Annotated in this window: 23 protein-coding genes, 4 tRNA genes and 1 pseudogene; 14 read left to right on the top strand and 14 right to left on the bottom strand. The window is 60.6% G+C overall.

What is annotated here, in order from left to right:
• Positions 1-143: 143 nt before the first annotated feature.
• The 4 genes from acs to JMN22_RS24850 all read left to right on the top strand — a co-directional run bounded on the left by acs (position 144) and on the right by JMN22_RS24850 (position 6,609).
• Positions 144-2,081 (top strand): acetate--CoA ligase, encoded by a 1,938-nt coding sequence (acs, locus tag JMN22_RS24865; RefSeq protein WP_030140246.1) that lies wholly within the window; start codon positions 144-146, stop codon positions 2,079-2,081.
• 158 nt (positions 2,082-2,239) lie between these two features.
• Positions 2,240-3,256: a class I SAM-dependent rRNA methyltransferase gene (locus JMN22_RS24860; RefSeq protein ID WP_030140247.1), complete on the top strand. Its 1,017-nt coding sequence runs from the start codon at positions 2,240-2,242 to the stop codon at positions 3,254-3,256.
• A gap of 118 nt (positions 3,257-3,374) precedes the next feature.
• Positions 3,375-6,308: a DUF748 domain-containing protein gene (locus JMN22_RS24855; RefSeq protein WP_030140248.1), complete on the top strand. Its 2,934-nt coding sequence runs from the start codon at positions 3,375-3,377 to the stop codon at positions 6,306-6,308.
• Position 6,309: 1 nt separating this feature from the next.
• Positions 6,310-6,609: a DUF2845 domain-containing protein gene (locus JMN22_RS24850; RefSeq protein ID WP_198798129.1), complete on the top strand. Its 300-nt coding sequence runs from the start codon at positions 6,310-6,312 to the stop codon at positions 6,607-6,609.
• A 315-nt stretch (positions 6,610-6,924) separates the two neighbouring features.
• On the opposite strand, the gene JMN22_RS24845 is transcribed toward JMN22_RS24850, so the two are convergent.
• Complete coding sequence (locus tag JMN22_RS24845; RefSeq protein WP_030140250.1) at positions 6,925-7,278, bottom strand: BON domain-containing protein; 354 nt, start codon at positions 7,276-7,278, stop codon at positions 6,925-6,927.
• A 344-nt stretch (positions 7,279-7,622) separates the two neighbouring features.
• Entirely contained in the window at positions 7,623-8,045 is a 423-nt protein-coding gene (locus tag JMN22_RS24840; protein WP_030140251.1) for a pilin, read from the bottom strand.
• A gap of 226 nt (positions 8,046-8,271) precedes the next feature.
• Here JMN22_RS24840 and pilB point away from each other — a divergent pair, with 226 nt between their 5' ends.
• The 5 genes from pilB to yacG are packed head-to-tail and all read left to right on the top strand — an operon-like array spanning position 8,272 to position 12,889.
• Complete coding sequence (gene pilB, locus JMN22_RS24835) at positions 8,272-9,972, top strand: type IV-A pilus assembly ATPase PilB (RefSeq protein ID WP_030140252.1); 1,701 nt, start codon at positions 8,272-8,274, stop codon at positions 9,970-9,972.
• A 2-nt stretch (positions 9,973-9,974) separates the two neighbouring features.
• Complete coding sequence (locus JMN22_RS24830; RefSeq protein WP_030140253.1) at positions 9,975-11,192, top strand: type II secretion system F family protein; 1,218 nt, start codon at positions 9,975-9,977, stop codon at positions 11,190-11,192.
• Position 11,193: 1 nt separating this feature from the next.
• Positions 11,194-12,063, top strand: a complete 870-nt coding sequence (locus JMN22_RS24825; RefSeq protein ID WP_030140254.1) for a prepilin peptidase — start codon at positions 11,194-11,196, stop codon at positions 12,061-12,063.
• Complete coding sequence (coaE, locus tag JMN22_RS24820; RefSeq protein ID WP_030140255.1) at positions 12,063-12,686, top strand: dephospho-CoA kinase; 624 nt, start codon at positions 12,063-12,065, stop codon at positions 12,684-12,686. Before JMN22_RS24825 ends, coaE begins: the two co-directional genes overlap by 1 nt.
• Positions 12,683-12,889 (top strand): DNA gyrase inhibitor YacG, encoded by a 207-nt coding sequence (yacG, locus tag JMN22_RS24815; RefSeq protein ID WP_030140256.1) that lies wholly within the window; start codon positions 12,683-12,685, stop codon positions 12,887-12,889. The genes coaE and yacG overlap by 4 nt, the downstream gene beginning before the upstream one ends.
• A gap of 71 nt (positions 12,890-12,960) precedes the next feature.
• On the opposite strand, the gene JMN22_RS24810 is transcribed toward yacG, so the two are convergent.
• The 3 genes from JMN22_RS24810 to JMN22_RS24800 form a co-directional block, all read right to left on the bottom strand.
• A complete protein-coding gene (locus JMN22_RS24810; protein ID WP_030140257.1) occupies positions 12,961-13,176 on the bottom strand; it encodes a hypothetical protein in 216 nt (71 codons plus the stop codon).
• Between the two features lie 63 nt (positions 13,177-13,239).
• The gene (locus tag JMN22_RS24805) at positions 13,240-13,926 is read right to left on the bottom strand and encodes an energy-coupling factor ABC transporter permease (RefSeq protein ID WP_030140258.1); all 687 of its coding nucleotides are present in this window, start codon (positions 13,924-13,926) and stop codon (positions 13,240-13,242) included.
• 71 nt (positions 13,927-13,997) lie between these two features.
• Complete coding sequence (locus JMN22_RS24800) at positions 13,998-14,411, bottom strand: tautomerase family protein (protein ID WP_030140259.1); 414 nt, start codon at positions 14,409-14,411, stop codon at positions 13,998-14,000.
• A 141-nt stretch (positions 14,412-14,552) separates the two neighbouring features.
• On the opposite strand from JMN22_RS24800, the gene JMN22_RS24795 reads away from it, so the two are divergent.
• From JMN22_RS24795 to JMN22_RS24775, 5 genes are all read left to right on the top strand, one after another.
• On the top strand, positions 14,553-15,446 hold the full coding sequence (locus tag JMN22_RS24795; RefSeq protein ID WP_030140260.1) for a LysR substrate-binding domain-containing protein: 894 nt from the start codon (positions 14,553-14,555) through the stop codon (positions 15,444-15,446).
• Positions 15,447-15,513: 67 nt separating this feature from the next.
• Entirely contained in the window at positions 15,514-16,140 is a 627-nt protein-coding gene (locus JMN22_RS24790; protein ID WP_030140261.1) for a DUF1780 domain-containing protein, read from the top strand.
• Positions 16,137-16,664, top strand: coding sequence for an MOSC domain-containing protein (locus JMN22_RS24785; protein ID WP_198798128.1), 528 nt, complete (start codon positions 16,137-16,139; stop codon positions 16,662-16,664). Before JMN22_RS24790 ends, JMN22_RS24785 begins: the two co-directional genes overlap by 4 nt.
• A gap of 52 nt (positions 16,665-16,716) precedes the next feature.
• On the top strand, positions 16,717-16,890 hold the full coding sequence (locus JMN22_RS24780) for a DUF3094 domain-containing protein (protein ID WP_003185543.1): 174 nt from the start codon (positions 16,717-16,719) through the stop codon (positions 16,888-16,890).
• 69 nt (positions 16,891-16,959) lie between these two features.
• Complete coding sequence (locus tag JMN22_RS24775; RefSeq protein WP_198798127.1) at positions 16,960-18,258, top strand: NAD(P)/FAD-dependent oxidoreductase; 1,299 nt, start codon at positions 16,960-16,962, stop codon at positions 18,256-18,258.
• A gap of 210 nt (positions 18,259-18,468) precedes the next feature.
• Here the strand turns inward: JMN22_RS24775 and JMN22_RS26935 are convergent, their stop codons facing one another.
• The 9 genes and pseudogenes from JMN22_RS26935 to rluD form a co-directional block, all read right to left on the bottom strand.
• The gene (locus JMN22_RS26935; protein ID WP_375154625.1) at positions 18,469-19,332 is read right to left on the bottom strand and encodes a methyl-accepting chemotaxis protein; all 864 of its coding nucleotides are present in this window, start codon (positions 19,330-19,332) and stop codon (positions 18,469-18,471) included.
• Positions 19,324-20,094, bottom strand: a pseudogene (locus JMN22_RS26930) (MCP four helix bundle domain-containing protein); the annotation flags it as partial. The gene JMN22_RS26935 and the pseudogene JMN22_RS26930, both read right to left, overlap by 9 nt.
• Positions 20,095-20,247: 153 nt before the next feature.
• A tRNA-Pro gene (locus tag JMN22_RS24765) sits at positions 20,248-20,324 on the bottom strand.
• Between the two features lie 94 nt (positions 20,325-20,418).
• A tRNA-Lys gene (locus tag JMN22_RS24760) sits at positions 20,419-20,494 on the bottom strand.
• Positions 20,495-20,499: 5 nt separating this feature from the next.
• A tRNA-Pro gene (locus JMN22_RS24755) sits at positions 20,500-20,576 on the bottom strand.
• Positions 20,577-20,583: 7 nt separating this feature from the next.
• Positions 20,584-20,659 (bottom strand) — tRNA-Asn (locus tag JMN22_RS24750).
• 299 nt (positions 20,660-20,958) lie between these two features.
• Positions 20,959-23,523, bottom strand: a complete 2,565-nt coding sequence (clpB, locus tag JMN22_RS24745) for an ATP-dependent chaperone ClpB (protein WP_198798125.1) — start codon at positions 23,521-23,523, stop codon at positions 20,959-20,961.
• Positions 23,524-23,654: 131 nt separating this feature from the next.
• The gene (gene pgeF, locus JMN22_RS24740; RefSeq protein ID WP_198798124.1) at positions 23,655-24,380 is read right to left on the bottom strand and encodes a peptidoglycan editing factor PgeF; all 726 of its coding nucleotides are present in this window, start codon (positions 24,378-24,380) and stop codon (positions 23,655-23,657) included.
• The gene (gene rluD, locus JMN22_RS24735) at positions 24,377-25,339 is read right to left on the bottom strand and encodes a 23S rRNA pseudouridine(1911/1915/1917) synthase RluD (RefSeq protein ID WP_030140267.1); all 963 of its coding nucleotides are present in this window, start codon (positions 25,337-25,339) and stop codon (positions 24,377-24,379) included. Before rluD ends, pgeF begins: the two co-directional genes overlap by 4 nt.
• Positions 25,340-25,444 lie beyond the last annotated feature (105 nt).

The following is a 25,444-nucleotide window of genomic DNA, read 5'->3' as shown; positions in this document are numbered from 1 at the left end:
GTGGATCAGTCAACTAAGATGTTGACTGATCCACCGTCTTCGCGAGCAAGCCCGCTCCCACAGTTGCTTTGTGCATGACTTGAACCCACGGGCCACCGAGCGCATCTTTATACCTTGTCGCAAAACAAGAATAAGGAACCGTCATGTTCGATATCAGCCAGTACCCCCACGCCGATGCCGTCCGCCGGGCTGCGCAACTGAGTCAGGACGAGTACAAGCGGCTCTACAAAGAATCCATCGAACACCCCAGCACCTTCTGGGCCGAGCAGGCCACGCGCTTTCTCGACTGGATGTCCCCGTGGCAGACCGTCCAGCGCTACAACCTCAAGAACGGCGACGCGAGCTGGTTCGCCGGCGGCACGCTGAACGTCAGCGCCAATTGCATCGACCGACACCTGGCGACGCGCGGCGACCAGACCGCGATCATCTGGGAAGGCGACAACCCCGCCGAATCGGCAGAAATCAGCTACAGAAAACTTCATCATCACGTGTGTCGCCTGGCCAACGTGCTGAAAAGCCGTGGCGTGAAGAAAGGCGACCGGGTCTGCATCTACATGCCAATGATTCCGGAAGCGGCCTACGCGATGCTCGCCTGCACACGTATCGGTGCGGTGCATTCGGTGGTGTTCGGCGGCTTTTCGCCGGATTCACTGCGCGACCGGATTCTCGATGCCGATTGCCGCACCGTCATCACCGCCGATGAAGGCGTGCGCGGCGGGCGTTTCATACCGCTCAAGCGCAATGTCGACAAGGCGCTGGAAAGCTGCCCGAACGTCAGCACCGTGCTGGTGGTCGAGCGCACCCAGGGCGAGGTGAACTGGGTCGAAGGACGGGACCTCTGGTATCACCAGGCCACACATGAGGTGAGCGACGATTGCCCGCCTGAACCAATGGACGCCGAAGACCCGTTGTTCATCCTCTATACCTCCGGCAGCACCGGCAAGCCCAAGGGTGTGCTGCACACCACTGGCGGTTATCTGCTGCAAGCGGCGATGACCTTCAAGTACGTACTCGATTACCGTGACAACGAAGTCTTCTGGTGCACCGCCGACGTCGGCTGGGTCACTGGCCATAGCTACATCGTCTACGGTCCGCTGGCCAACGGTGCCACCACGCTGATATTCGAGGGCGTGCCGAGTTATCCGAGCAGTTCGCGGTTCTGGCAGGTGATCGACAAGCATCAAGTCAACATTTTCTATACCGCGCCAACCGCCCTGCGTGCACTGATGCGCGAAGGCGCAGCGCCCCTGCAGGAAACTTCTCGCAAGAGCCTGCGATTGCTCGGCAGTGTCGGTGAGCCGATCAACCCCGAGGCGTGGGAATGGTATTTCAACGTTGTAGGCGAACAGCGTTGCCCGATTGTCGATACCTGGTGGCAGACCGAGACCGGCGGCATCATGCTCAGCCCCCTGGTGAGCGCGCCACGGCTCAAGCCAGGCTGCGCCACGCGACCGATGTTCGGCGTGCAACCGGTGCTGCTGGATGAGGTTGGCAAGGAAATCATCGGCGCGGGCAGCGGCGTGCTGGCGATCAAGTCGAGCTGGCCGGCACAGATTCGCAGCGTCTATGGCGATCACCAGCGCATGGTCGATACGTACTTCAAGCCCTACCCTGGCTATTACTTCACAGGTGATGGCGCCCGGCGCGACGAAGACGGCGACTTTTGGATCACCGGACGCATCGACGACGTCATCAACGTCTCGGGCCACCGTATCGGCACCGCCGAGGTGGAAAGCGCCCTGGTGCTGCACGACAGCATTGCCGAAGCGGCGGTCGTCGGTTATCCCCACGACCTCAAGGGCCAGGGCATCTATGCCTTCGTCACCCCGATGGACGGTGTCGAGGCCAACGATGAGCTGAAGAAGGAGTTGCTGGCCCATGTCAGCAAGGAAATCGGAAGTTTTGCCAAACCGGAGCTGATCCAGTGGGCGCCGGCCCTGCCCAAGACTCGTTCGGGCAAGATCATGCGACGGATCCTGCGCAAGATCGCCTGCAACGAACTCGACAGCCTCGGCGACACCTCGACCCTGGCCGACCCGAGCGTGGTGGAGGGCCTGATCGACAAGCGCCTGAACCGCTGATGATTCCTTGTGGGAGCGAGCTTGCTCGCGATGGCGGTGTATCAGTTGATACCGATGTCTCTGACCCACTGTTATCGCGAGCAAGCTCGCTCCCACAACGACCACGCCAGCCATAACTGTTAAACTCCCGCGCCTCATTTCTCTAAGGCGCGCCCGGCATGTCTTCCTTGAATCTGGCGCTGCGCGCCGCCCTCGAACAGCGCCAGGCCCTGCTCGACCAACTGCACCGGCAAGGCACCGACTGCTATCGCCTGTTCCACGGCAGCCAGGAAGGCGCGCCCGGCCTGACCGTCGACCGCTACGGCCCGCAACTGCTGGTGCAGAGTTTTCATCAGTCGCTGGAGCGAGATGAGCTGCTGCAACTGCACGGCATCGTCAACGAACGCCTGGGCCTGGACAGCCTGCTGGTCTACAACGATCGCTCCCGGGGCAACTCTCGCATCGACCGCCAGGACAGCGTCTACCAGGCTGACGAGGCCGCCCTGCAAGACCTCATCGGGCATGAATGGGGCTTGAACTACCGCGTTCGCGGGCGTCATGCCGGCCAGGATCCGTTGCTGTTCCTCGACCTGCGCAACGCACGCGGCTGGGTCAAGGACCACAGCCGGGGCAAAAGCGTCCTGAACCTCTTTGCCTACACCTGCGGCGTAGGCCTCAGCGCAGCGGCTGGCGGAGCGCGGGAGGTCTGCAACCTGGATTTCGCCGAAGGCAACCTGGCGGTGGGACGCGAGAACGGCTTGCTCAACCCGGAGCTGCCGACGATGGAGTTCATACAGTCGGATTATTTCCCGGCGATTCGTCAACTGGCCGGCCTGCCCATCAGCCAGCGGCGCGGGCAGAAACTGCCCAGCTATGTTCGCCTGGAACCGCGCCAATATGACCTGGTGCTACTTGATCCGCCCGCCTGGGCCAAAAGCGCCTTTGGCACCGTCGATCTGTTGCGCGATTACCAGAGTTTGCTCAAGCCAGCGCTGCTCACCACCGCCGACGATGGCGTGCTGATCTGCTGCAACAACCTGGCGAAGGTATCCATGGACGACTGGCGCGAACAGGTGTTGCGGTGTGCGCAGAAGATCGGTCGGCCGGTACGCGAATGGAGCGTGCTGGCGCCCGGCGACGATTTTCCGTCACAGGATCGGCAGCCACCGCTCAAAACATTGATTCTCCAGTTCTGAGCAGGCCCCAGCAATCCCACAAAAAAAACGGACAAATCTCATAAAACACAGTGGCTTCGGAACCGTAAACGCATGCCATACTCCAAGGCACTCCGATTCACACCAGACGAAGCCACACATGCCCAAAGGATTGATTCGCGCTCTCGGCGCCCTGTTGACCGCATTGGCCCTCTACAGCCTGTTGGGCTTCCTGATATTGCCGGGCATTGCCCTGCGTATCGCCAACCAGCAACTGGCCGCCCACGCGACGGTGCCGGCCCAGATCCAGCGCATCGAACTCAATCCTTTCAGCCTTGAAGTGACTGTGTGGGGCTTGATGGTCGGCGAGCCGGGCAAGGAGCAGGTTGGCTTTGAACGCCTCTACGCGAACCTGCAGCTCGACAGCATTTGGTCCGGCGCCCTGCACCTGGCCGACATCGAGCTCGACAAGCCAAAGACCGAAGTGATATTCGCCAAGGACGGTCAGTTGAACCTGCTGGGCCTGTTCAAACTGCCGCCCAGCGAGCCAACGCCAGCCGATCCCGAGGCCAAGCCATTTCCCTTGCGAGTGGACCGGATCAAACTCGCCAGCGGCTACGTTCACTTCCAGGACCTGCGGCCCAGCGAACCCATCGAGTTTCTCTACGACACCCTCGATTTCGAACTGAAGAACCTCAGCACCCTGCCCGACGACAGCGCAGACATGACCCTCGTTGCCGCGGGTCCCGCGGGCGGGCAGATCGACTGGAAGGGCAACTTCAGCCTGGCGCCGATTGCCTCCAAAGGGACGCTGAAAGTCACCGATGGCCAGATGAAAGCCTGGTGGCCCTATGTGCGTGACGCGGTGCCCCTGGTGTTGGAAAACGGCGTGCTGAACCTCAGCACCGACTACAAACTCAACCTCGCCAAGGGCACGGAACTGCTGCTCAACAACACGGCTATCAGTGTCGCCCCTTTCGCCATCAAGGCACCGGATGGTCGTCCCCTGGCCAGGCTTGAACGTCTCGACGTCAGCGAAACTTCCCTGGACCTGGCGAAGCAGCAGGTCATCGTCGGCAAGGTTCGTAGCCAGAAACTCGAAACCTGGGCCGCGCGGGAAGCGGACGGACAATTGGACTGGCAGAAGCTCTTCGCCAGCCAGCCAGCCAAGCCAAAGGCCAAGGTCGAACCGGCGTCCGCACCGGCAGCCGCCGACTCGCCCAAGCCTGAGCCGACAGCACCGAGCAAGCCGTGGCAGGTGCTGTTGAAAGATGTGCAACTGCGTAATTACCAAGTGCACCTGGCCGACCGCCAGGCACAGCCGGCCGTCGCGTTGGAGGTCGGCCCACTTAACCTGGACCTGCAGAACTACGACACCCTCAATGGCTCGCCTTTCAACCTCAAGCTGGATACCGGGCTGGGCAAGCAGGGCAAGATCCTCGCCGACGGCGTGGTCAACCTGAACCCCGTCACTGCGAAGCTCAACGTCAAGACGCAAGACATTGACCTGCGAGTCGCCCAAGCCTACATCAATCCGTTCATTCGCCTGGAGCTGCGCTCCGGGATGCTCGGCAGTGATCTGGTGGTGGACCTCAAGAACACCGAACCCCTGGCATTCGCGGTCACCGGTCGCGCCCAGGTTGATCAGCTGCACACTCTCGACACCCTCAAGACCCGTGACTTTCTCAAATGGCAGCGCCTGGAAGTCCAGGGCCTCAATTACCAGCATGGCGACAGCCTGTCGATCGACAAGGTCAACCTGTTCCAGCCCTATGCGCGCTTCATGATCAACGAAGATCGCACCACCAGCGTCGACGATCTGTTGATTCCACAACCGGCCGACGGCCCTGCGAAGAACGCGGCGGCCAAACCGGCCTCGAAGGATAAGCCGCTGGGTATTCATATCGGCGGCATCGCCATCAACGACGGCTCGGCCAACTTCGCCGACTTCAGCCTGACGCCAAACTTCGCCACGGCCATCCAGCAGCTCAACGGCGAGATCGGCACCATCGACAGCCGCCAGGCCAAGCCGGCCAGCGTGGATGTGAAGGGCAAGGTCGACCGCTATGCACCCGTCACTATCAAGGGCGCGGTCAATCCCTTCGACCCGATGGCGAGCCTCGACATCGCCACCAGTTTCAAACGGGTCGAGCTGACCACCCTGACGCCCTACTCCGGCAAGTTCGCCGGCTACCGCATCCGCAAGGGCCGGCTCAATCTCGACCTGCATTACCGGATCACCAAGGGCCAGCTCCAGGCCGACAACAAAGTCGTGGTCGAGCAGTTGCAACTGGGTGAAAAGGTCGACAGTCCAGACGCCGTCAGCCTGCCGCTCAAGCTGGCCGTCGCCTTGCTCAAGGACTCCGAGGGCAGGATTACCATCGAACTGCCGGTCTCCGGCAACCTCAACGACCCGCAGTTCAGCGTGATGCCGATTGTCTGGCAGACCCTGCGCAACCTGGTGGTCCGCGCAGCCCAGGCGCCATTCAAGCTCATCGGCGGGCTGGTGGCCGGCGGTGGCTCGGAAGACCTGGGGAGCGTGGCATTCGCACCGGGGTCCAGCGAATTGAGCAAGGAAAACGAAAGCGTGCTGCTCAAGCTGTCCGAAGCCTTGGGCAAGCGTCCCGAACTGCGCCTGGAAATCGAAGGCACCGCCGCCGAAAGCAGCGACGGTCCGCTGCTCGCCGGCCAGCGCCTGGAACGCGAATACCAATACACCTATTACAAGATGCTGCAGCGCCGGGGCGACAAAGTCCCGGCCAAGGCTTCGTTGCTGCAAGTACCGGAAGATGAAAAACCTCCCCTGCTGGAAGGAATCTACCGCACTCGCCTGAAAACCCAGCCACCGGCTGAATGGACGCAGTTGGACAAGAAGGCCCGCATCGAGAAACTCCGGGAAGGGGTCATCACGTTCTGGAGCGGCAGCGACCTGCTGTTGCGTGAACTGGGCCAGGAGCGCGCCAGCAGCATCAAGGATTTCCTGGTGGACAAAGGCAAGCTGGCCGATGACCGGGTGTACTTCATCGACGCGAGCCTGGGCCAGGCCGAAAAAGACGGTACCGTGATAACGCCCATGCATCTGGATGCCGAATGAAATGAAGGATCTGTACGGACTCAGCCTGAGCCTGCTGCTACTCGCAGCCGGCCAGGCCTCGGCCGCCGATACATTGCGTTGCGGCAGCCAGTTGATCAGCGTCGGGGATCGTTCGAGCGAGGTGCTGCAAAAATGTGGTCAGCCTGCGGCGCGTGATGACCTGGGCTACAAACGCAGCGTCAACCGCCGGGAAGAATATCCGGTGGAGGAATGGACCTACGGGCCCAACAGCGGGATGTACCAGTATTTGCGCTTCGAGGGGAACCGGCTGGTGCAGATCACCAGCAAGCGTGGGCGGTGATGGGCTGGGCTATTCCAGGATATCTGCAGCGACAGTGCCGACGCCTTCGCGAGCAGGCTCGCTCCCACAGGGGCCGGGTTGTTTCTGGAAGAATGCGATCAAATGTGGGAGCGAGCCTGCTCGCGAAAGGGACTACCCGGTTTCCCTGACTGGCTCACATGCTCTCTCCCAGAATAGAACAGGCCCCCGGCACGAATGCCGGGGGCCTGTAATGGCCACGTCCGTGTGGCCTTTCGCATGAACTCCAAAGCGACGGCAAGCGTATAACCCGGCCCGCTTGCCGCGCCTTCTCCCGTCCAGGCGAGAAGCCTTTCCTTACTCGGATTTCAGGCCATCAGCCGATACGGCTTTGACGCCTTTGATTTTCTTGGTGATCGCGACGGCGGTGTCTTTCTGCGCATCGCTCAAGACAGTGGTCGAAGACAGCGACACAACACCCTTGTTGGTTTCAACCTTGATGTCGGAGCCTGGAATGCCTTTCTCGGTGACCAGGTCGGCTTTGACCTTGGTGGTGATCCAGGTATCGGAAACGTCTTCCTTAGCCTCTGTCACTTCGCCCGCAGCCAGCATCATCGGGGCCTGAGTTGCTTGAGTGGTCTCGGCGAAAGCGCTAGCCATGGTCAGGGTCAGTGCAGTGGCAGCAGCGGCAGTGATAGCGAACTTCTTCATACGAGTAACTCCTGTTTTTCTCAGAAACTGCCGAAAGTGCATCGCGGCAGGTTGTCAGGAGTAGTGCGAAGGCTGTGCCAGTTTTGAAACAAAAGAAATTTCCTGAAAAATCAAATAGTTAAGCGAAGCGGTTGTTTTCACAATCATGCAAATTGCATGACCGGGGATTTTGGTACATGCAACTTGCGGGTTTAAGCCGTTCGCTAACGTTATGAATTAACAAGATTTTCCGTGGCGAGGGAGCTTGCTCCCGCTGGGCTGCGTAGCAGCCCTTAATGTAAGCCAGACGGCGCAAGCAATCTTGCGCCATGGTGACGGACTTGAGCCTCAGGTGGATGAGGTATTTACGGTGCAGCCGCTACGGTGCAGCCGCCCGCTGGCAAGAACTCTTCAGCAACATTAGAAGCACAGGTCCAGGCGCCCGTTCCGGCACGACTGAGAGTGATCGTTTTACCAACAATGGAAGAAGGCGCTTCCTTGATGGTGCAAGTGACGGTGGCGGTCCCGGCAGCAGCATCACCTGAGACAGCCATTGTGCAATTATTGCTTGATGCCGGTACGCCCGTGTTGGCAGCGGTTGGCGTCGTACCTTTATTCAGAAGGTCTTCAACCGGCACCTTCAACGAAGAAGCCTCCGCCAACCCGACCGTCACCTTCGCCCGCGCCTGATACTTCGAATACTGCGGCAACGCAAACGTCGCCAGGATCCCAATGATCGCCACCACGATCAGCAGCTCGATCAGCGTAAAACCCTTTTGCTTGTTCATAGACATCTCCCATGCATGAGTCGAAATCTCATGACCTGAAGCGGCCGTTGCAGGGCACGTGCCAACCCTGGAAAGCCCATCCAGCCAAGGCCTTCCCCGCCGCAAAGGCCCGCCGTCCTACCCCAACAACCGCACTATCTGACGCTTTTTGTCACCTCTGCTCGCTGGTCAGCCGCCTATGCTTGACTAGGCTATAAATCATGAACAGCCCGCGTCCGGTATCCCCATGAATGACATCGCCCTCAGCGGCCTGGCCAAGCAATTGGTGCTGGCCGAACTGATCACCGAACAAAGCGCGCAGCAGGCTTTTCAACAGGCCCAGCGCAATCGAGTGCCCCTGGTCAGTTACCTGGTGCAGAACAAACTGATCCAGAGCCGGCAGGTGGCGGAAATCGCCTCGGAGCATTTCGGTATAGCCCTGCTGGACCTCAACAGCCTCGACAAGGACAACCAGCCCGCAGGCCTGGTCAGCGAAAAACTGGTGCGCCAGCATCACGCCCTGCCGCTGTGGCGGCGCGGCAACAAGCTGTACGTGGGCATTTCCGACCCCACTAACCATCAAGCCATCAACGACATCCAGTTCAGCACCGGCCTGACCACCGAAGCCATCCTGGTGGAAGACGACAAGCTCAGCGATGCCATCGAGAAATTCTTCGAGTCCAGCAGCACCGGCCTGGAGGGCATGGCCGACGTCGACCTCGACGGCCTGGACATCGAGTCGACCGATGATCGCAAGCAGGACAGCATCGTCGGACAGGACGGCGACGATGCGCCGGTGGTGCGCTTCGTCAACAAGATGCTGCTGGATGCCATCAAGGGTGGCTCTTCCGACCTGCACTTCGAACCCTATGAAAAAACCTACCGGGTCCGGGTGCGCACCGACGGCATGCTGCGAGAAGTCGCCAAGCCCCCCATCCAACTGGCCAACCGTATTGCCGCGCGACTCAAGGTCATGGCCAGCCTGGACATCTCCGAGCGGCGCAAACCCCAGGACGGTCGCCTGAAGATGCGCCTGTCAAAAACCAAGTCCATCGACTTCCGGGTCAACACCCTGCCCACGCTCTGGGGCGAAAAAGTGGTGATCCGGATCCTCGACCCCTCCAGTGCGCAAATGGGCATCGATGCCCTGGGCTACGAGCCGGAACAGAAAGACTTGTACATGGCCGCCCTCAAGCAGCCGCAGGGACTGATCCTGGTGACCGGGCCGACCGGTTCGGGCAAGACCGTGTCGCTCTACACCGGCTTGAACATCCTCAACACCGTGGACATCAATATTTCCACCGCCGAAGACCCGGTGGAAATCAACATGGAAGGCATCAACCAGGTCAACGTGAACCCACGCCAAGGCCTGGATTTCGCCCATGCCCTGCGCTCGTTCCTGCGCCAGGACCCGGATGTGATCATGGTCGGCGAGATCCGCGACCTGGAAACCGCCGAAATCGCCATCAAGGCCGCCCAGACCGGGCACCTGGTGCTGTCCACCCTGCACACCAACAGCGCCGCCGAAACCCTGGTCCGCCTGCATAACATGGGCATCCCAGGGTTCAACATCGCCACGGCGGTGCACCTGATCATCGCCCAGCGCTTGGCGCGAAAATTGTGCACGCATTGCAAGAAAGCCATCGAGATTCCCGAGGAAACCCTGCTCAAGGAAGGTTTCCCCCGGGAACGCATCGGCTCATTCACGATCTATGAGCCGGTCGGTTGCGAACAGTGCAACAACGGCTACAAAGGTCGCGTGGGGGTATACGAAGTGGTCAAGAACACGCCGGAGCTGCAACGGTTGATCATGGCCGAGGGCAACTCCCTGGAAATCGACCTGCAAATGCGCAAGGACGGCTTCAACGACCTGCGTACGTCGGGGCTGGCCAAAGTGATGCAAGGCGTCACCAGCCTCGAAGAAATCAACCGGGTCACCAAGGATTGAACATGGCGGTCAAGGCAGTAAAAACCGACGTCTACGTGTGGGAAGGCAAGGACCGCAAAGGCACGAAAATGTCCGGCGAACTGACCGGCCAGAGCCCGGCGCTGATCAAGGCGCAACTGCGCAAACAGGGTATCAATCCAGGCAAGGTGCGCAAGAAATCCACTTCGATATTCAGCAAGGGCAAGCGCATCAAGCCGTTGGACATCGCCCTCTTCACACGCCAGATGGCGACGATGCTCAAGGCTGGCGTGCCGTTGCTGCAAGCGTTCGACATCATTGGCGAAGGCTTCGACAACGCCAACATGCGCAAGCTGGTGGACGAGGTGAAACAGGAGGTCGCCGCCGGCAACAGCTTTGCTGCGGCGTTGCGCAAATGCCCGCAGTATTTCGATGAGTTGTATTGCAACCTGGTGGACGCCGGCGAGCAGGCCGGTGCACTCGATACGCTGCTGGACCGGGTCGCGACCTACAAGGAAAAAAGCGAGGCCCTCAAGGCCAAGATCAAGAAAGCCATGACGTATCCCGCGGCCGTGGTAGCTGTCGCGGCCGTGGTCACGAGCATCCTGCTGATCAAGGTCGTGCCGCAGTTCGAGTCGGTATTCGCAGGCTTTGGCGCAAAATTGCCGGCCTTCACGCTGATGGTCATCGGCCTGTCGGAATTCTTGCAGGAATGGTGGTGGATACTGCTGGGTGGGTTGGTGGGTGGATTTTTCGGCGTGAAATATGCGCTGAAGCGCTCCCAGGCATTCCGTGACTGGCGGGACAAGTGGCTGCTCAAGCTGCCCCTGGTGGGCACCCTGATGTACAAGTCCGCCGTGGCTCGCTATGCCCGTACGCTGTCCACGACATTCGCCGCCGGCGTGCCGCTGGTCGAAGCCCTCGACTCGGTGTCGGGCGCCACCGGCAACGTGGTATTCAAGCGTGCGGTGCTTCGCATTCGACAAGACGTCTCGACCGGCATGCAGCTGAATTTTTCCATGCGTGCCTCCGGCATCTTCCCCAACCTGGCGATCCAGATGACGGCCATTGGCGAGGAATCCGGCGCGCTGGATGACATGCTCGACAAGGTGGCGAGTTTTTACGAAGCCGAAGTGGATAATCTGGTGGACAACCTCACCAGCCTGATGGAACCCTTCATCATGGTGATCCTGGGGGTGGTCGTCGGTGGCCTGGTGGTTGCCATGTACATGCCCATCTTCCAACTCGGCTCTGCGATCTGACATGCCCTTGAGCGAATTCTTCCTGCTTTACCCCTTGGCTTTCGTGCTGACGGCACTGCTGCTCGGGCTGATCATTGGCAGTTTTCTCAACGTGCTGGTTTGGCGCCTGCCGAAGATGCTTGACCGTGAATGGCGGCTACAAGCCCAGGACTTGCTCGGCCTGCCGGCCGAAGCTCCCGGCCCGGTCTACAACCTGATGCTGCCCCATTCCCAGTGCCCGCACTGCGGCCACCGCATCCGCGCCTGGGAAAATATTCCACTGCTCAGCTACCTGGCGTTGCGCGGGCGCTGCTCCAGTTGCGCCGCCCCCATCGGCAAGCGCTACCCATTGACCGAGCTGGCTTGCGGCGCCCTGTCTGCGTTCGTCGCCTGGCATTTCGGCTTCGGCTGGCATGCGGCAATGGCGATGGTGCTGAGCTGGGGCTTGTTGTCCATGAGCCTGATCGACGCCGAGCATCAATTGCTGCCCGACTCTCTCGTACTGCCCTTGTTGTGGCTGGGCTTGATCGTCAACAGCTTCGGGCTGTTCGTGTCCCTCAACCAGGCATTATGGGGCGCTGTCGGCGGTTATCTGGTGCTGTGGGTGGTGTTCTGGGTGTTCAAGTTGCTGACCGGCAAGGAAGGCATGGGCTATGGCGACTTCAAGCTGCTGGCGATGCTGGGCGCCTGGGGCGGCTGGCAAATCCTGCCAGTGACGCTGCTGCTGTCTTCGCTGGTGGGCGCCGTCGTCGGCGTCGTCATGCTGCGCATGCGCAACGCACCGACATCGACACAGATCCCCTTCGGACCCTATCTGGCGATTGCCGGCTGGATTGCCTTGCTCTGGGGTGGTCAAATAACCGACTTCTATTGGCACTCAGTCGGTTTCTAATGAACAGCTCCGCGGAAAAACCCTGGATTCTCGGCCTGACCGGAGGCATCGGCAGCGGCAAGAGCGCGGCGGCCCAGCACTTCATCGACCTGGGCGTGCACGTCATCGACGCTGACCATGCGGCGCGCTGGGTCGTCGAACCCGGACGCCCGGCGCTGGGAAAAATTGCCGAGCACTTTGGCCCGGGTGTGCTGCAAGCGGACGGCGCGCTGGATCGAGCCGCGCTGCGCACGCTCATCTTCGAGAATGCCGAGGAGCGCCGCTGGCTGGAAGCCCTGCTGCACCCGCTGATTGCCGAAGAGATCGCCCATCATCTGGCCCAGGCAAGATCGTCCTATGCGATCCTGGTGTCACCGCTATTGATCGAGTCGGGGCAGTACGCCATGACCCAGCGGATCCTGGTGATCGACGCACCTGAACAATTGCAGGTCGAACGCACCTTGCAGCGCGACCAGACCAGCGAGCAGCAGGTCCAGGCGATCCTCAAGGCCCAATCAAGTCGACAGGATCGCCTGAGCCATGCCGACGATGTGGTGGTCAACGACCGCGACCTCGCCTGGCTGTACAGCGAGGTCGAGCGCCTGCATCACTTTTACCTTACCTTGCGTGGAGGCCAATCATGAGCCAACCCCCAATCGTTGATTGCCCAACCTGTGGCGCCCCGGTCGAATGGACCCCTGAAAGCAAATTCCGGCCGTTCTGCTCGGATCGCTGCAAGCTGATCGACCTCGGCGCCTGGGCATCGGAAGAACACAAGATTCCGGTGGCCCCGGACGCCGAGGATGAGTTGTTCAGCGAAGACTTCAATCCCCGCTCGCATCACTAAGGCCTGGCCTGAATCATTGTGGCGAGGGGATAAATCCCCTCGCCACAGAGTCATCGGGCAGCATTCACCCCCTAAGGCCGCATGAACCCGTAATCCTGGCTGTCGTCGAGATTTTCCGCGAGGAAACTCAACTCATCGGCCAAATCGTCGACACTGCGTACGGTCTTGCTCTGCTGCACGATTGCGCTGAGCAAGGCCCGCAGGCTCAAACCCGGGTCAAAGCCGATCTCCATGGCCGCGTCGTGACTGCGCCGGATTTCTTGCCTCGCCCACTCATAAACACTCATGGTTGCACTCCTGGAAATTTTCCAAAGCATGCAGCGCGGCAGGCGGTGCAGCCTTGACGTGAATCAAGGCTTGTCCTCATCGTTCCAGGGCGCCGACAGGTAGCGCGTGCGGTTGAAGGTCTCCAGCCATTCGGGACTGAACACCACCAGCGCGCTGACCACCATGCCGTTGATGAAGGCCTCGGGGAAGATGATCAGCCAGAGGTAACCGATGAAGTCCTCCAGCCAGTACGGCATGACGAAGATGCCGTCGTACCAGAGCAGGCCAAGCCCCAGCAACAGGCACCCCAGCGCCGAAAGCGCGGCGGCGAGAAACCCGGAACAGAAGATATACACAAACAGATTGCGCGGCTGGGCACGCTCCACCAGGACGGCGCAACCTTCAGTGATCAGCACCGGCAGGAGAATCAACAACGCGCCATTGATGCCGACCGCCATCATGTCCTGACGGCCCAGCAGCACCAGCGCGAGCTGCGCACAGAGCCCACCGAGGATCGCCAGCGGCCAGTCCAGCAGCAAGGTGACGGCGGTCATGCCGAGGAAGTGATACGAGACGCCCGTGTCGAAGTCTCGCCGCACCAGCCATAACAGGAACAACGCCAGCACCGTGCCGAACAGCAAATGCTGGCGACGGCTGTCAGTAAACAACTCGACCCACCGCGCCCGCGCCACTGCCCAAGCCAGCACCGGCACGTAAACCAGCCAGCCGACCGTCAGGGTCTGCGGTGAGAGCAGTTCGGCACCGATCATGGCAACTCCTGCGAAGGCGTGAACGTGGTACAGCGCGGGTTCGAGCACCGGTTCAACAGGCAGCTCGTTCGCTATTCAGTAACGATGCTCCCAGGCTGTTGCACCAATGCCATTGCAAACTTGCCGAAGCCCACCGACCAATCCGAATAGTCATTTTCGTGCATGAAAATGAACACGTCTTGCGGGCGAACCTGGGCTTGGCCGGCGAGATTGTCAGCGATGCCTTTATAGAGGTCACGCTTCATCGCATCGCTGCGGCCTCTGCGCATCGTAATCTCAATCACGATCAAATTGTCTGAACGAGCCACACCATTGAAAGTTCGGCTGTAGAAGAACTGTTGCGGATCATAGTCCGTCACCAGGTTGAACAATTCATCCTGGGGCATACCAATGCCGTCGACCAACGCTTGGTGTATGCCATCGACGATGCGTTGGCGCTGTTGCTGGCTGGTGCTTTTGGTGACAGCTGTACGTACAAACGGCATGTGAGTTGCTCTCAATTGGATTCTCGAATAGTCCACCACCTGAACAGTGTGCGGATAAGCGCAAGCCCAGCGATTTTGCGCAAACCTCACGTTCGCCGATAACGATTTATGCGGCCGGAGTATTTGAGTTAAAGTCACTTCATGAGACGTCGCCTGCCCCCATTGAATGCGTTGCGTACCTTCGAGGCTGCGGCTCGACTCGGGAAAATGACGTCCGCTGCCGAAGAGCTTTCCGTCACGCCCGGCGCTGTGAGTCGCCAGGTACGCCAGTTGGAACTGAGCCTTGGCGTCGATCTGTTCGAAGGGCCCAAGAACAAGCCGCAGCTCACCACGGCCGGCAAAGAACTCTTGCCTCAATTGACGGCCGCGCTGGACCAGATCGAGGCGGCAGTGGGCCGGGTCCGCGATACCGCGACAGGCACCCTGGACGTCTCCTGCTTCAGCACGTTTACCGTCAAGTGGTTGATACCTCGCCTGTTCGACTTCAACTCGACTTACCCGGATATCAAGATTCGCTTGAGCTCACCGGTCGCTGGGGCCGATCCGGGCCGGGATCGCTATGACGTGATGATCACCGCGGAGCAGGACGTCATTGGCGAACCAGAAAATACGGTCCTGCTGTTTCCTGAACGACTGGGCATCGTTTTGTCGCCGGCATTAGCCGCACGCCTGCAACTCACCGATCTGAGCTCGATCTTCAGTCATCCGCTGCTGCATACCCGAACGCGTCCAGACGCCTGGGCAAACTGGGCCAACGCGGTTGGCTACCGGGACACGCCCCCGACCGGACTGGAATACGAGCACTATTACTTTACTTTGGAAGCGGCAATTGCCGGCTTGGGGATTTGCGTCGCCCCTTGGCATCTGGTGGCCGACGATATTCGCCTTGGCCGCCTGGTGGCACCGTTTGGCTTTTATCCGAGCCGTTATGTCTACCTGGCGAAGCGAAGCGGGCAACACAGCAAGAAACTGGAGCTGTTCTGCGCCTGGCTGGCGCATCAGGCTGAACAGGACGGCCCGCCAGGCCCTGCCTGAGCGATAATTTGCCCTCAGCGACACGCTTTATTTTTTATCAACACATTTGAACGCTAAGCTTGGGCTCATGGATGATTCCGATTATTTACGCCTGCTGACGATCGCTGCCGAGCAGGCCAACGCCTTTCTCTCCAATGCCCGCAAATGGGAGCGTGAGCGTTGGGTCTGCCAGCGCCTGCTGCAAGGGCTGAACGTGCCCTATCGCGCCGACGAGTTTGCGCCGGCCGGGGAGCCGCCAGACGTCTTGTTCCGCGATGCCAACTTCGAAGTGTTCTTTGTGCTCGACGAAGGCCGTCGCCTCAATGACGAATGGCGCGATGAACTACAGCGTCGCCGCAGCGCCTTCTCCCTGAGCCAACTGGTGCGCCGCGAGGCCAAGCCCCGGCGGATCCCCGCCAACGAATTCCTGATGCGGCTGGCGCCGACCCTGCGCAAGAAAGCCCACAACTACACCGAGCGCGGCATGGACCTGGGAGAGTTGGACATCATCGCGTTCGCCAGCCTCAAGCGCGAAGTGCTGGACCTCAACAGCCACTTTCCGCCGCCGACCGAATACCTGCGCCAGGGTTGGCGCTCCTTGTCGCTGGTGGGGCCGACCTTCGCCCGCGTACTGTTCGCCCATCCCGATGCGCCGGATTTCCTGCGGGGCAACCTGGGTCGCAGCATCGTCTTCGATGTCGGGATCAGCCTGTGAGCCCCTTGCAGGAACTGATCGCCGCCGTGCCGCAACAGGGCCGCGTGCGCTGGATCGGTGTGCGGCCCCAGGGTCACGCGCCGATGATCGAGCTGGACGCCGTGGAGGCGCGCCTGGAGGCCGGTCTCACCGGCGATCATGCGCGCCCCGGCGTGCGCAATGCGCGGCAGGTGACGTTGATCCAGTGGGAGCACCTGGGCGTGATCAGCTCGCTGATGGGCCGTCCCGACGATCAGCCCATACTGCCGCGAGAGCTGCGGCGCAATATCGTAGTCAGCGGGATCAACCTGTTCAGCCTCAAGGGCCGGCGCTTTCGCATCGGCCAGGCCATTTTCGAAACCACCGGCTGGTGCCAGCCCTGCGCACGGCTGGAGCGAAACCTTGGCGAAGGTACATTCCAGGCGGTACGCGGCCATGGCGGAATCACCGCCCGAGTGTTAAAAAGTGGAATCATTCGCCTGGACGACAGCCTGATCGTCGAACCCGTTCCGGCGAGCGGCTACGCGGCTTTCAATGCCGGCTAGCCGGACGCTGTAACGTCTTCACATCCCGCAACGTCTACCTGACGAGGCCTTTATGACCAGTCGCCTGAACCCAGATGACCAGAAGCATGTCGAAGAGTACCTGCAACTGTCCCAGCACCGAGTCGAGCGCCGGCCTTTTCGGCCGTGGATGCTCCTGGTGGTGGTACTGGCCGTGACCATCGGCCTGGGCCTGTTGAGCCGACTGATCAGTTACCTGACGCTATGAGCCGCTTTTTGTCGCTGATGCTCGCGCAGGTAACGGCACCGAATTCCTTTAGCCTTGCGAGATATCCCCATGACTCATCGTATTGTCATCGTTGGCGGCGGCGCCGGCGGCCTGGAGTTGGCTACCCGTCTGGGTAAGACTCTGGGCAAGCGCGGCACGGCCAGTGTGATGCTGGTCGACGCGAACCTGACCCACATCTGGAAACCCCTGCTGCACGAAGTGGCTGCCGGTTCCTTGAACTCCTCCGAAGACGAACTCAACTACGTCGCCCAGGCGAAATGGAACCACTTCGAGTTCCAGCTCGGGCGCATGAGCGGCCTGGATCGCGAGAACAAGAAAATCCAACTGGCCGCCACCTATGACGAGGCGGGCGTGGAGCTGTTACCGGCCCGGGAGCTGGGCTACGACACACTGGTAATCGCAGTGGGCAGCACCACCAACGACTTCGGCACCGAGGGCGCGGCGCAACACTGCCTGTTCCTTGATACTCGCAAACAGGCCGAGCGCTTCCACCAGCAATTGCTCCACCACTACCTGCGCGCCCATGCCGGGCAGACCGACGTCGTCGAGCGCATCAGCGTCGCCATCGTCGGCGCGGGCGCGACGGGCGTCGAACTGGCGGCCGAGCTGCACAACGCCGCCCACGAATTGCATGCCTACGGCCTGGACCGGATCAAACCGGAAAACATGCACATCACCTTGATCGAGGCGGGTCCACGGGTCTTGCCAGCGTTGCCCGAGCGTATCGGCGGACCGGTGCACAAGACCCTGGAAAAACTTGGGGTCAACGTCATGACCAACGCCGCCGTCAGCCAGGTGACTGCTGACAGCCTGGTTACGGCGGATGGCAAAGTGATCGACGCGAGCCTGAAGGTTTGGGCGGCCGGGATTCGTGCGCCGGAATTTCTCAAGGACATCGATGGGCTGGAGACCAACCGGATCAATCAGCTGCAGGTGCTGCCGACGCTACAGACCACGCGCGACGAGAACATCTTTGCCTTCGGCGACTGCGCCGCCTGCCCGCAACCGGGCAGCGACCGCAACGTTCCACCCCGCGCCCAGGCCGCGCACCAACAAGCCTCGCTGCTAGCGAAATCGCTGAAATTGCGGATCGAAGGCAAGGCCCTGCCGGAATACAAATACACCGACTACGGTTCGCTGATCTCGCTGTCGCGCTTCTCGGCGGTGGGTAACCTGATGGGCAACCTGACCGGTAGCGTGATGCTCGAAGGCTGGCTGGCGCGGATGTTCTACGTGTCGCTGTATCGCATGCACCAGATGGCGCTGTACGGGATGTTCCGCACGGCGATGCTGATGCTGGGCAGCAAGATCGGGCGCGGGACTGAGCCGCGGTTGAAACTGCACTGAGGATAAAAAGCGAAGCGCCAGCCGCGTGTGGTGGCGCTGAGCTATAGAGATGCATCGCCTGTTCCATGGTCTTCGCGAGCAAGCCCGCTCCCACAGGAGATCGAGTAGTTCACGAGTACGCGATCAACTGTGGGAGCGGGCTTGCTCGCGAAGGCGGCCGTGCAGTCAACAGTATCCAAACGATAAAACTCAATCTGCGCGGCCAATCATTCAAACCTGAAACCGCTGCACCATCGTGCGCAGTGAATTCGCCAGTTGCGACAGCTCGTGGCTGGACGCGCTGGTCTGGTCCGCGCCGGTGGCCGAGCGCACGGACAAATCACGGATATTGACCAGGTTACGATCCACTTCGCGGGCCACTTGCGCCTGTTCCTCGGCGGCGCTGGCGATCACCAGGTTGCGCTCGTGGATTTGATGCACCGACGCTGTGATGGTCTGCAATGCCTCGCCTGCCCGCTCCGCCATCGCCAACGTGCTCGCCGCGCGACTGGAACTGGCCTGCATGGAATCCAGCGCCTGGGTGGCGCCGTTGCGCATGCCCTGGACCATCTGCTCGATCTCCTGGGTCGATTGCTGCGTGCGATACGCCAGCGCTCGCACTTCGTCGGCAACCACGGCAAAACCACGACCGCTCTCCCCCGCCCTGGCCGCTTCGATGGCCGCGTTGAGCGCCAACAGATTGGTCTGCTCGGCAATGGCCCGGATCACATCCAGCACCTTGCCGATGTCCTGGGACTGGCTCGCCAGCGACTGCACCAGGCCACCGGTCACTTGTACATCACTGGCAAGCGCGCTGATGGCCTCGACGGTGTCGCTGACCCGCTCCTGGCCCAACGTCGCCGATTCGCTGGATTGGCGAGTGGCATCGGAGGTGGACACGGCGTTGCGCGCGACTTCTTCCACGGCAGTGGTCATTTCCGTGACGGCGGTGGCGGCCTGTTCGATTTCGTTGTTTTGCTGTTGCAGGCTCTGGGTGCTGTCGAGGGTGACGGCGTTCAGCTCATCGGCAGCGGTCGCCAATTGTGTTGCCGAGCCGCTGATGCTCTGCAAGGTTTGCCGAAGGTTCTGTTGCATGGTCGCCAGAGCCTTGAGCAAGCGGCTCACTTCATCGTTGCCGTGGGTCTCGATAGGCCGGGTCAGGTCGCCCCGGGCCACGTTCTCGGCCGCATTCAACGCCTCGCCCAGAGGCTTGACGATGCTGCGCGTCAACAACATCGCCAGCACAACGGTGGCCAGGGCAGCCAGCACGACGAACAGGCTGACGATCATTCGCGAATTGACGTAATGCTCCTGGGATTTCTGGCTCTCGATGGACACTTGCTTGGAGAACAACTCCGCAAGGTCGTTGAGCTGCTTGCCCGAGCCATCCACCACGGTTTTCATGTCCACCAACAACAGCTTGATCAGTTCATCCCGACGGCCCTGCTCCGCCAGGATGAACGATTGCGCGATACCGGCACGGTAAGCGGCAAAGGTTTGCTTGAACTGATCATAGAGGGCCTTGCCTTCAGGCGTCACAACGAGCTTTTCGTACGCCGCGATTTTTTCGCTCAGTTCCTTGTCGCGCGTGTCCATTTGTCCGCGGTACACAGCAACGTTCTTCGGGTCCTGATCCAGGGCCATGCGCAGGGAAATGGTACGGATCCGCAGCATCCACTCACGGATCTCATCACCCCCGCGGATGCTCGGCAGCCATTGAGTCTCCACCGCGACCTCACTGTCGCGAATGCTCGACATCTGCCCCAACGCAAACACCCCGAGCAACGCCACCAACAGGGCGATCAAGGCAAAACCCAGCGCGGCACGGGGTGCGATATTCAATTGACGAAGAAACATAACGGGCGCCTTTCTTGTTGTTAGCCAAAAGTAAGGGCGTCGGTCCATGCCCTCTCGGCGGGTTATCGGCAGGTTGTACGACGACTTGATGCCATCGGCATTTTTCGCAGGCAAAAAAAATCCCCGTATCTTTCGATACGAGGATTTTCAATATGGTCGGGGTAAGGGGATTCGAACTCCTGACATCCTGCTCCCAAAGCAGGCGCGCTACCGGACTGCGCTATACCCCGGTAAAAAAAAGGCGACCCTTGCAAGTCGCCTTCCTCGATCAGCGCTTTTGGCCTCTGATCTTAAGATTCGATTCCAGCGAGCTGGTTTCAAAAATGGTGGGTCGTGTGGGATTCGAACCTACGACCAATTGGTTAAAAGCCAACTGCTCTACCAACTGAGCTAACGACCCAAATATGGTCGGGGTAAGGGGATTCGAACTCCTGACATCCTGCTCCCAAAGCAGGCGCGCTACCGGACTGCGCTATACCCCGATTGAAATGGCTCCGTGACCAGGACTCGAACCTGGGACCCAATGATTAACAGTCATTTGCTCTACCGACTGAGCTATCACGGAACTGATATTTCAAGTTACTGCATTGAAGCTAGCTTCAACCTCTTCTACCCGCCTGCATCGCTGCGTTCGTGTGTCTGAGGCGCGCTATTCTACAATTTTCAAAACCTCTGTCAACCCCTTAAATTGCTTTCAAGACAATGATTTGCAACTTATTTTGGGTTGCCTCTCGCTGAGAAGTGACCCCGGGGGTGACGTACTGCGGGGCGCACTTTACAAGCCTTTTCCTTTGAGTTCAACGACCTGATGAAAAAAATGGCCTCGTAAGTCGAGGCCATTCCAATATCCGGCTGTGCCGGCCTTCAGTTGAAGACGATTTCGTCGTTCTCCACCGTACCGGTCACGGTTTCGCCCGGCATGAAGCGACCGGACAGAATCAACTGCGCCAGCGGGTTTTCGATCCAGCGCTGGATCGCTCGCTTTAGCGGCCGCGCGCCGTAGACCGGGTCGTAACCCACCGCGATCAGCTTGTCCAACGCCTCGTCGCTCAGTTGCAGCTTCAGCTCGCGCTCGGCGAGGCGGCTGCGCAGGCGCCCCAGCTGGATCTCGGTGATACCGGCGATCTGATCCCGGGCCAACGGCTCGAAGATCACCACTTCGTCCACACGGTTGATGAACTCCGGCCGGAAGTGGGTGGAGATCGCATCCATCACTGCGGCACGTTGCGCCTCGCGATCGCCCACCAGCTCCTGGATCTGCGTCGAACCCAGGTTGGAGGTCATCACGATCACCGTGTTGCGGAAATCCACCGTACGGCCGTGGCTGTCGGTCAGGCGACCATCCTCCAGCACTTGCAGCAAGATGTTGAACACATCCGGGTGCGCCTTCTCGACTTCATCGAGCAGGATCACCGAGTACGGCTTGCGACGCACGGCCTCGGTCAGGTAGCCGCCCTCTTCATAACCGACATAGCCCGGTGGAGCGCCGATCAGCCGCGCCACGGAGTGCTTCTCCATGAACTCGGACATGTCGATGCGCACCATGGCTTCCTCGGTATCGAAGAGGAATTCGGCCAGCGCCTTGCACAATTCGGTCTTACCCACGCCGGTCGGGCCGAGGAACATGAACGAGCCGCTCGGACGATTAGGGTCAGACAACCCGGCGCGGGACCGGCGCACGGCGTTGGACACCGCCACCACCGCTTCTTCCTGGCCGATCACACGCTGATGCAACAGGCTTTCCATCTTCAGCAGCTTGTCGCGCTCGCCTTCGAGCATCTTCGAGACCGGAATGCCGGTCCACTTGGACACCACTTCGGCGATTTCTTCCTCGGTGACCTTGCTGCGCAGCAACTGGTTTTCGCTCTTGCCGTGCTGGTCGACCATCTGCAGGCTGCGCTCCAGGTCCGGGATCACCCCATACTGCAGCTCAGCCATGCGGTTGAGGTCGCCCTTGCGGCGAGCCGCTTCCAGTTCCTGGCGGGACTGTTCGATCTTCTGCTGGATCTGCGCCGAACCCTGGACTTCGGCTTTTTCCGAGTTCCAGATCTCCTCGAGGTCGGAGTATTCACGCTCATGACGAACGATTTCTTCCTGCAACCTTTCCAGGCGTTTCTTCGCCGCTTCGTCGCTTTCCTTCTTCAAGGCCTGGGACTCGACCTTGAGCTGAATCAGGCGCCGCTCCAACCGATCCAGCACTTCCGGCTTGGAGTCGATTTCCATGCGGATACGGCTGGCGGCCTCGTCGATCAAGTCGATGGCCTTGTCCGGCAACTGGCGGTCGGTGATATAGCGATGGCTGAGCTTGGCCGCCGCGATGATCGCGCCATCGGTGATCGCCACTTTGTGGTGGACTTCGTAGCGCTCCTTGAGGCCACGCAAGATCGCGATGGTGTCTTCCTCGCTGGGCTCCTCCACCAGCACTTTCTGGAAGCGCCGCTCCAGGGCCGCGTCTTTCTCGATGTACTGGCGATATTCGTTCAGCGTGGTCGCACCGACGCAATGCAGCTCGCCGCGAGCCAGCGCAGGCTTGAGCATGTTACCGGCGTCCATCGAGCCTTCGCCCTTGCCGGCACCGACCATCGTGTGCAACTCGTCGATGAACAGAATGATCTGCCCTTCCTGCTTCGACAGTTCATTAAGTAGGGCCTTGAGCCGTTCTTCGAACTCGCCGCGGTATTTGGCGCCAGCGATCAGCGCCCCCATGTCCAGGGACAAGAGTCGCTTGCCCCGCAGCCCATCGGGCACTTCGCCGTTGATGATGCGCTGGGCCAGGCCTTCGGCAATGGCGGTCTTGCCCACGCCAGGCTCACCGATCAGCACCGGGTTGTTCTTGGTACGACGTTGCAGCACCTGGATGGTGCGGCGAATTTCATCGTCGCGACCAATCACCGGGTCGAGCTTGCCTTCCTCGGCGCGCTTGGTCAGGTCGACGGTGTATTTATCCAGGGCCTGGCGGGCTTCCTCGTGGTTCGGGTCGTTGACCGCATCGCCGCCACGCAGGTTATTGATGGCGTTTTCCAGGGCTTTCTTGCTCACACCCTGGCCGAGCAACAATTTGCCGAGCTTGCTGTTCTCGTCCATCGCGGCGAGCAGCACCAACTCGCTGGAAATAAACTGGTCGCCCTTCTGCTGGGCCAGGCGATCGGCCTGGTTGAGCAACCGCGCCAGGTCCTGGGACATGTTCACGTCGCCGGTGGGGTTCTGGATCTTGGGCAGTTGGTCGAGTTCCTTGGCCAACTCTTTGCGCAGGCTGTTGACGTCAAAGCCCACCTGCATCAGCAGTGGCTTGATCGAGCCGCCCTGCTGTTCGAGCATGGCTTGCATCAAGTGCGCCGGTTCGATACCGGGATGGTCCAGGCCGACGGCCAGGGACTGGGCATCGGACAGCGCCAATTGCAATTTGCTGGTTAAACGATCAATACGCATGGGTCACCTTCCTAATGAGCAGGCCGGACCTAGAGAAACATCCTGAATGAAGAAACCTGCCAGATACCGTTATAGATGTGGTCGATTCTGGAAGATTCAAGCAGCGCGCTGTTGATACAGATCAGGGGAGTCTAGCGTTCAAGCCAGATCAGGGAGGCGAAACGACCGGTGCGGGGATTGCGCCGGTAGGAATAGAAGCGAGGATCGGTCACGGTGCACAAACCGCCACCATAGACGGCTGTTACGCCGCGTGCCGCCAGGCGTAGCCGTGCCAACGCGTAGATATCGGCGAGAAATTTGCCGGCATTGGGGCTTGGCGCAAAGGCCTGGTCCGCCGAAGGCAGATGGGCGATGAAGGCTTCGCGCACTTCCGGGCCGACCTCAAAGGCTTGCGGGCCAATGGCCGGGCCGAGCCAGGCGAGTATCTCTTCGCTGGGTTGCTGCAGGCTGTCGAGCGTAGCTTCCAGCACACCGTTGGCCAGCCCCCGCCAACCGGCATGGGCTGCCGCGACATGGGTGCCGGCACGATTGCAGAACAATACCGGCAGGCAATCCGCCGTCATCGCCGTGCAAGCGATGCCCGGCGTGGCGCTCCAACTGGCATCGGCAGTGACGACCCGAGTCGGATCAGCCTCGACCACGTCAATTCCATGGACTTGCTGCAACCAGGCCGGACGCATGACGAACCGATCAGTGAGGCGACGACGGTTTTCGGCAACAGCCGTAGGGTCGTCGCCCACATGATCGCCCAGGTTGAGGCTGTCGAACGGCGCCAGGCTGACGCCGCCCTCGCGGGTGGTGACGCAGGCCTTGACCCGGGCCGGCGCGGGCCAGTCGGGTATCAGCCAGTCACTCATCCGATGAACGCCTCGCGGTCCTGCTTCAGCAAGGTCAGCAGCCAGACGAAATCATCCGGCAACGGCGACTCCCAGCTCATGCGCTTGCCGGTCGTCGGGTGATCCAGTTCCAGGAAACGTGCGTGCAGCGCCTGGCGCGGGAAATTCTTCAGCGATTCGACCATGGTCTGGCTGGCAGCCGGCGGAATGCGGAAGCGACCACCGTAGGCCGGGTCGCCCACCAACGGGAAGTTGATGTGGGCCATGTGCACGCGAATCTGGTGGGTCCGACCGGTTTCCAGCTTGACCCGCACGTGGGTATGGGAACGGAAACGCTCCAGCACGCGGTAATGACTGACCGCCTGCTTGCCGCCTTCCATTACCGCCATGCGCTGGCGCTGCTGGCCGTGACGGCCGATCGGCGCGTTGATCTTGCCACCCGCGGTGACCACGCCGATCACGATGCATTCATAGATGCGGCTGACACTGCGGCTTTGCAACTGCGTGACCAGTTGTGTCTGCGCCTGGATGGTCTTGGCGACCACCATCAGGCCGGTGGTGTCCTTGTCCAAACGATGCACGATACCGGCGCGGGGGACATTGACGATGTCCGGCACGTGGTGCAGCAAGGCGTTCAGCAGGGTGCCATCGGCATGACCGGCCGCCGGGTGCACCACCAGGCCCGCGGGCTTGTTGATCACCAGGATGTCGTCATCTTCATAGACGATGTCGAGGGCGATGTCTTGGGCGACCCATTCTCCCTGGGCCTCCTGCTCGGCGGTCAGCTCGAGGATGGCGCCGCCATGGACGATGTCGCGCGGACGGATGACCGCCCCGTCCACCGTCAGGCGGCCGTCCTTGATCCAGGCGGAAAGGCGCGAGCGCGAGTGCTCGGCGAAGAGTTGGGCGGCGACTTGATCGAGGCGTTGGCCGCCCAAATCGGACGGCACCTCTGCGCGAAGTTCTATTTTATCGGACATGCTCGGACTGGGCGTCGGCACAGCCTTTGGTTTCGGCTGCGCGCTTGTGGTTAAATACGGCGTCTTTTGCCCCGAGGCTTTTCAACGGGGCGCTCATCATAACAG

The organism is Pseudomonas sp. HB05 (genome assembly GCF_016756915.1).
GTDB classification, from domain to species: domain Bacteria; phylum Pseudomonadota; class Gammaproteobacteria; order Pseudomonadales; family Pseudomonadaceae; genus Aquipseudomonas; species Aquipseudomonas alvandae.
The sequence above is the reverse complement of the archived record's forward strand: the minus strand, read 5'-3'. Positions and strand labels throughout refer to the sequence as shown.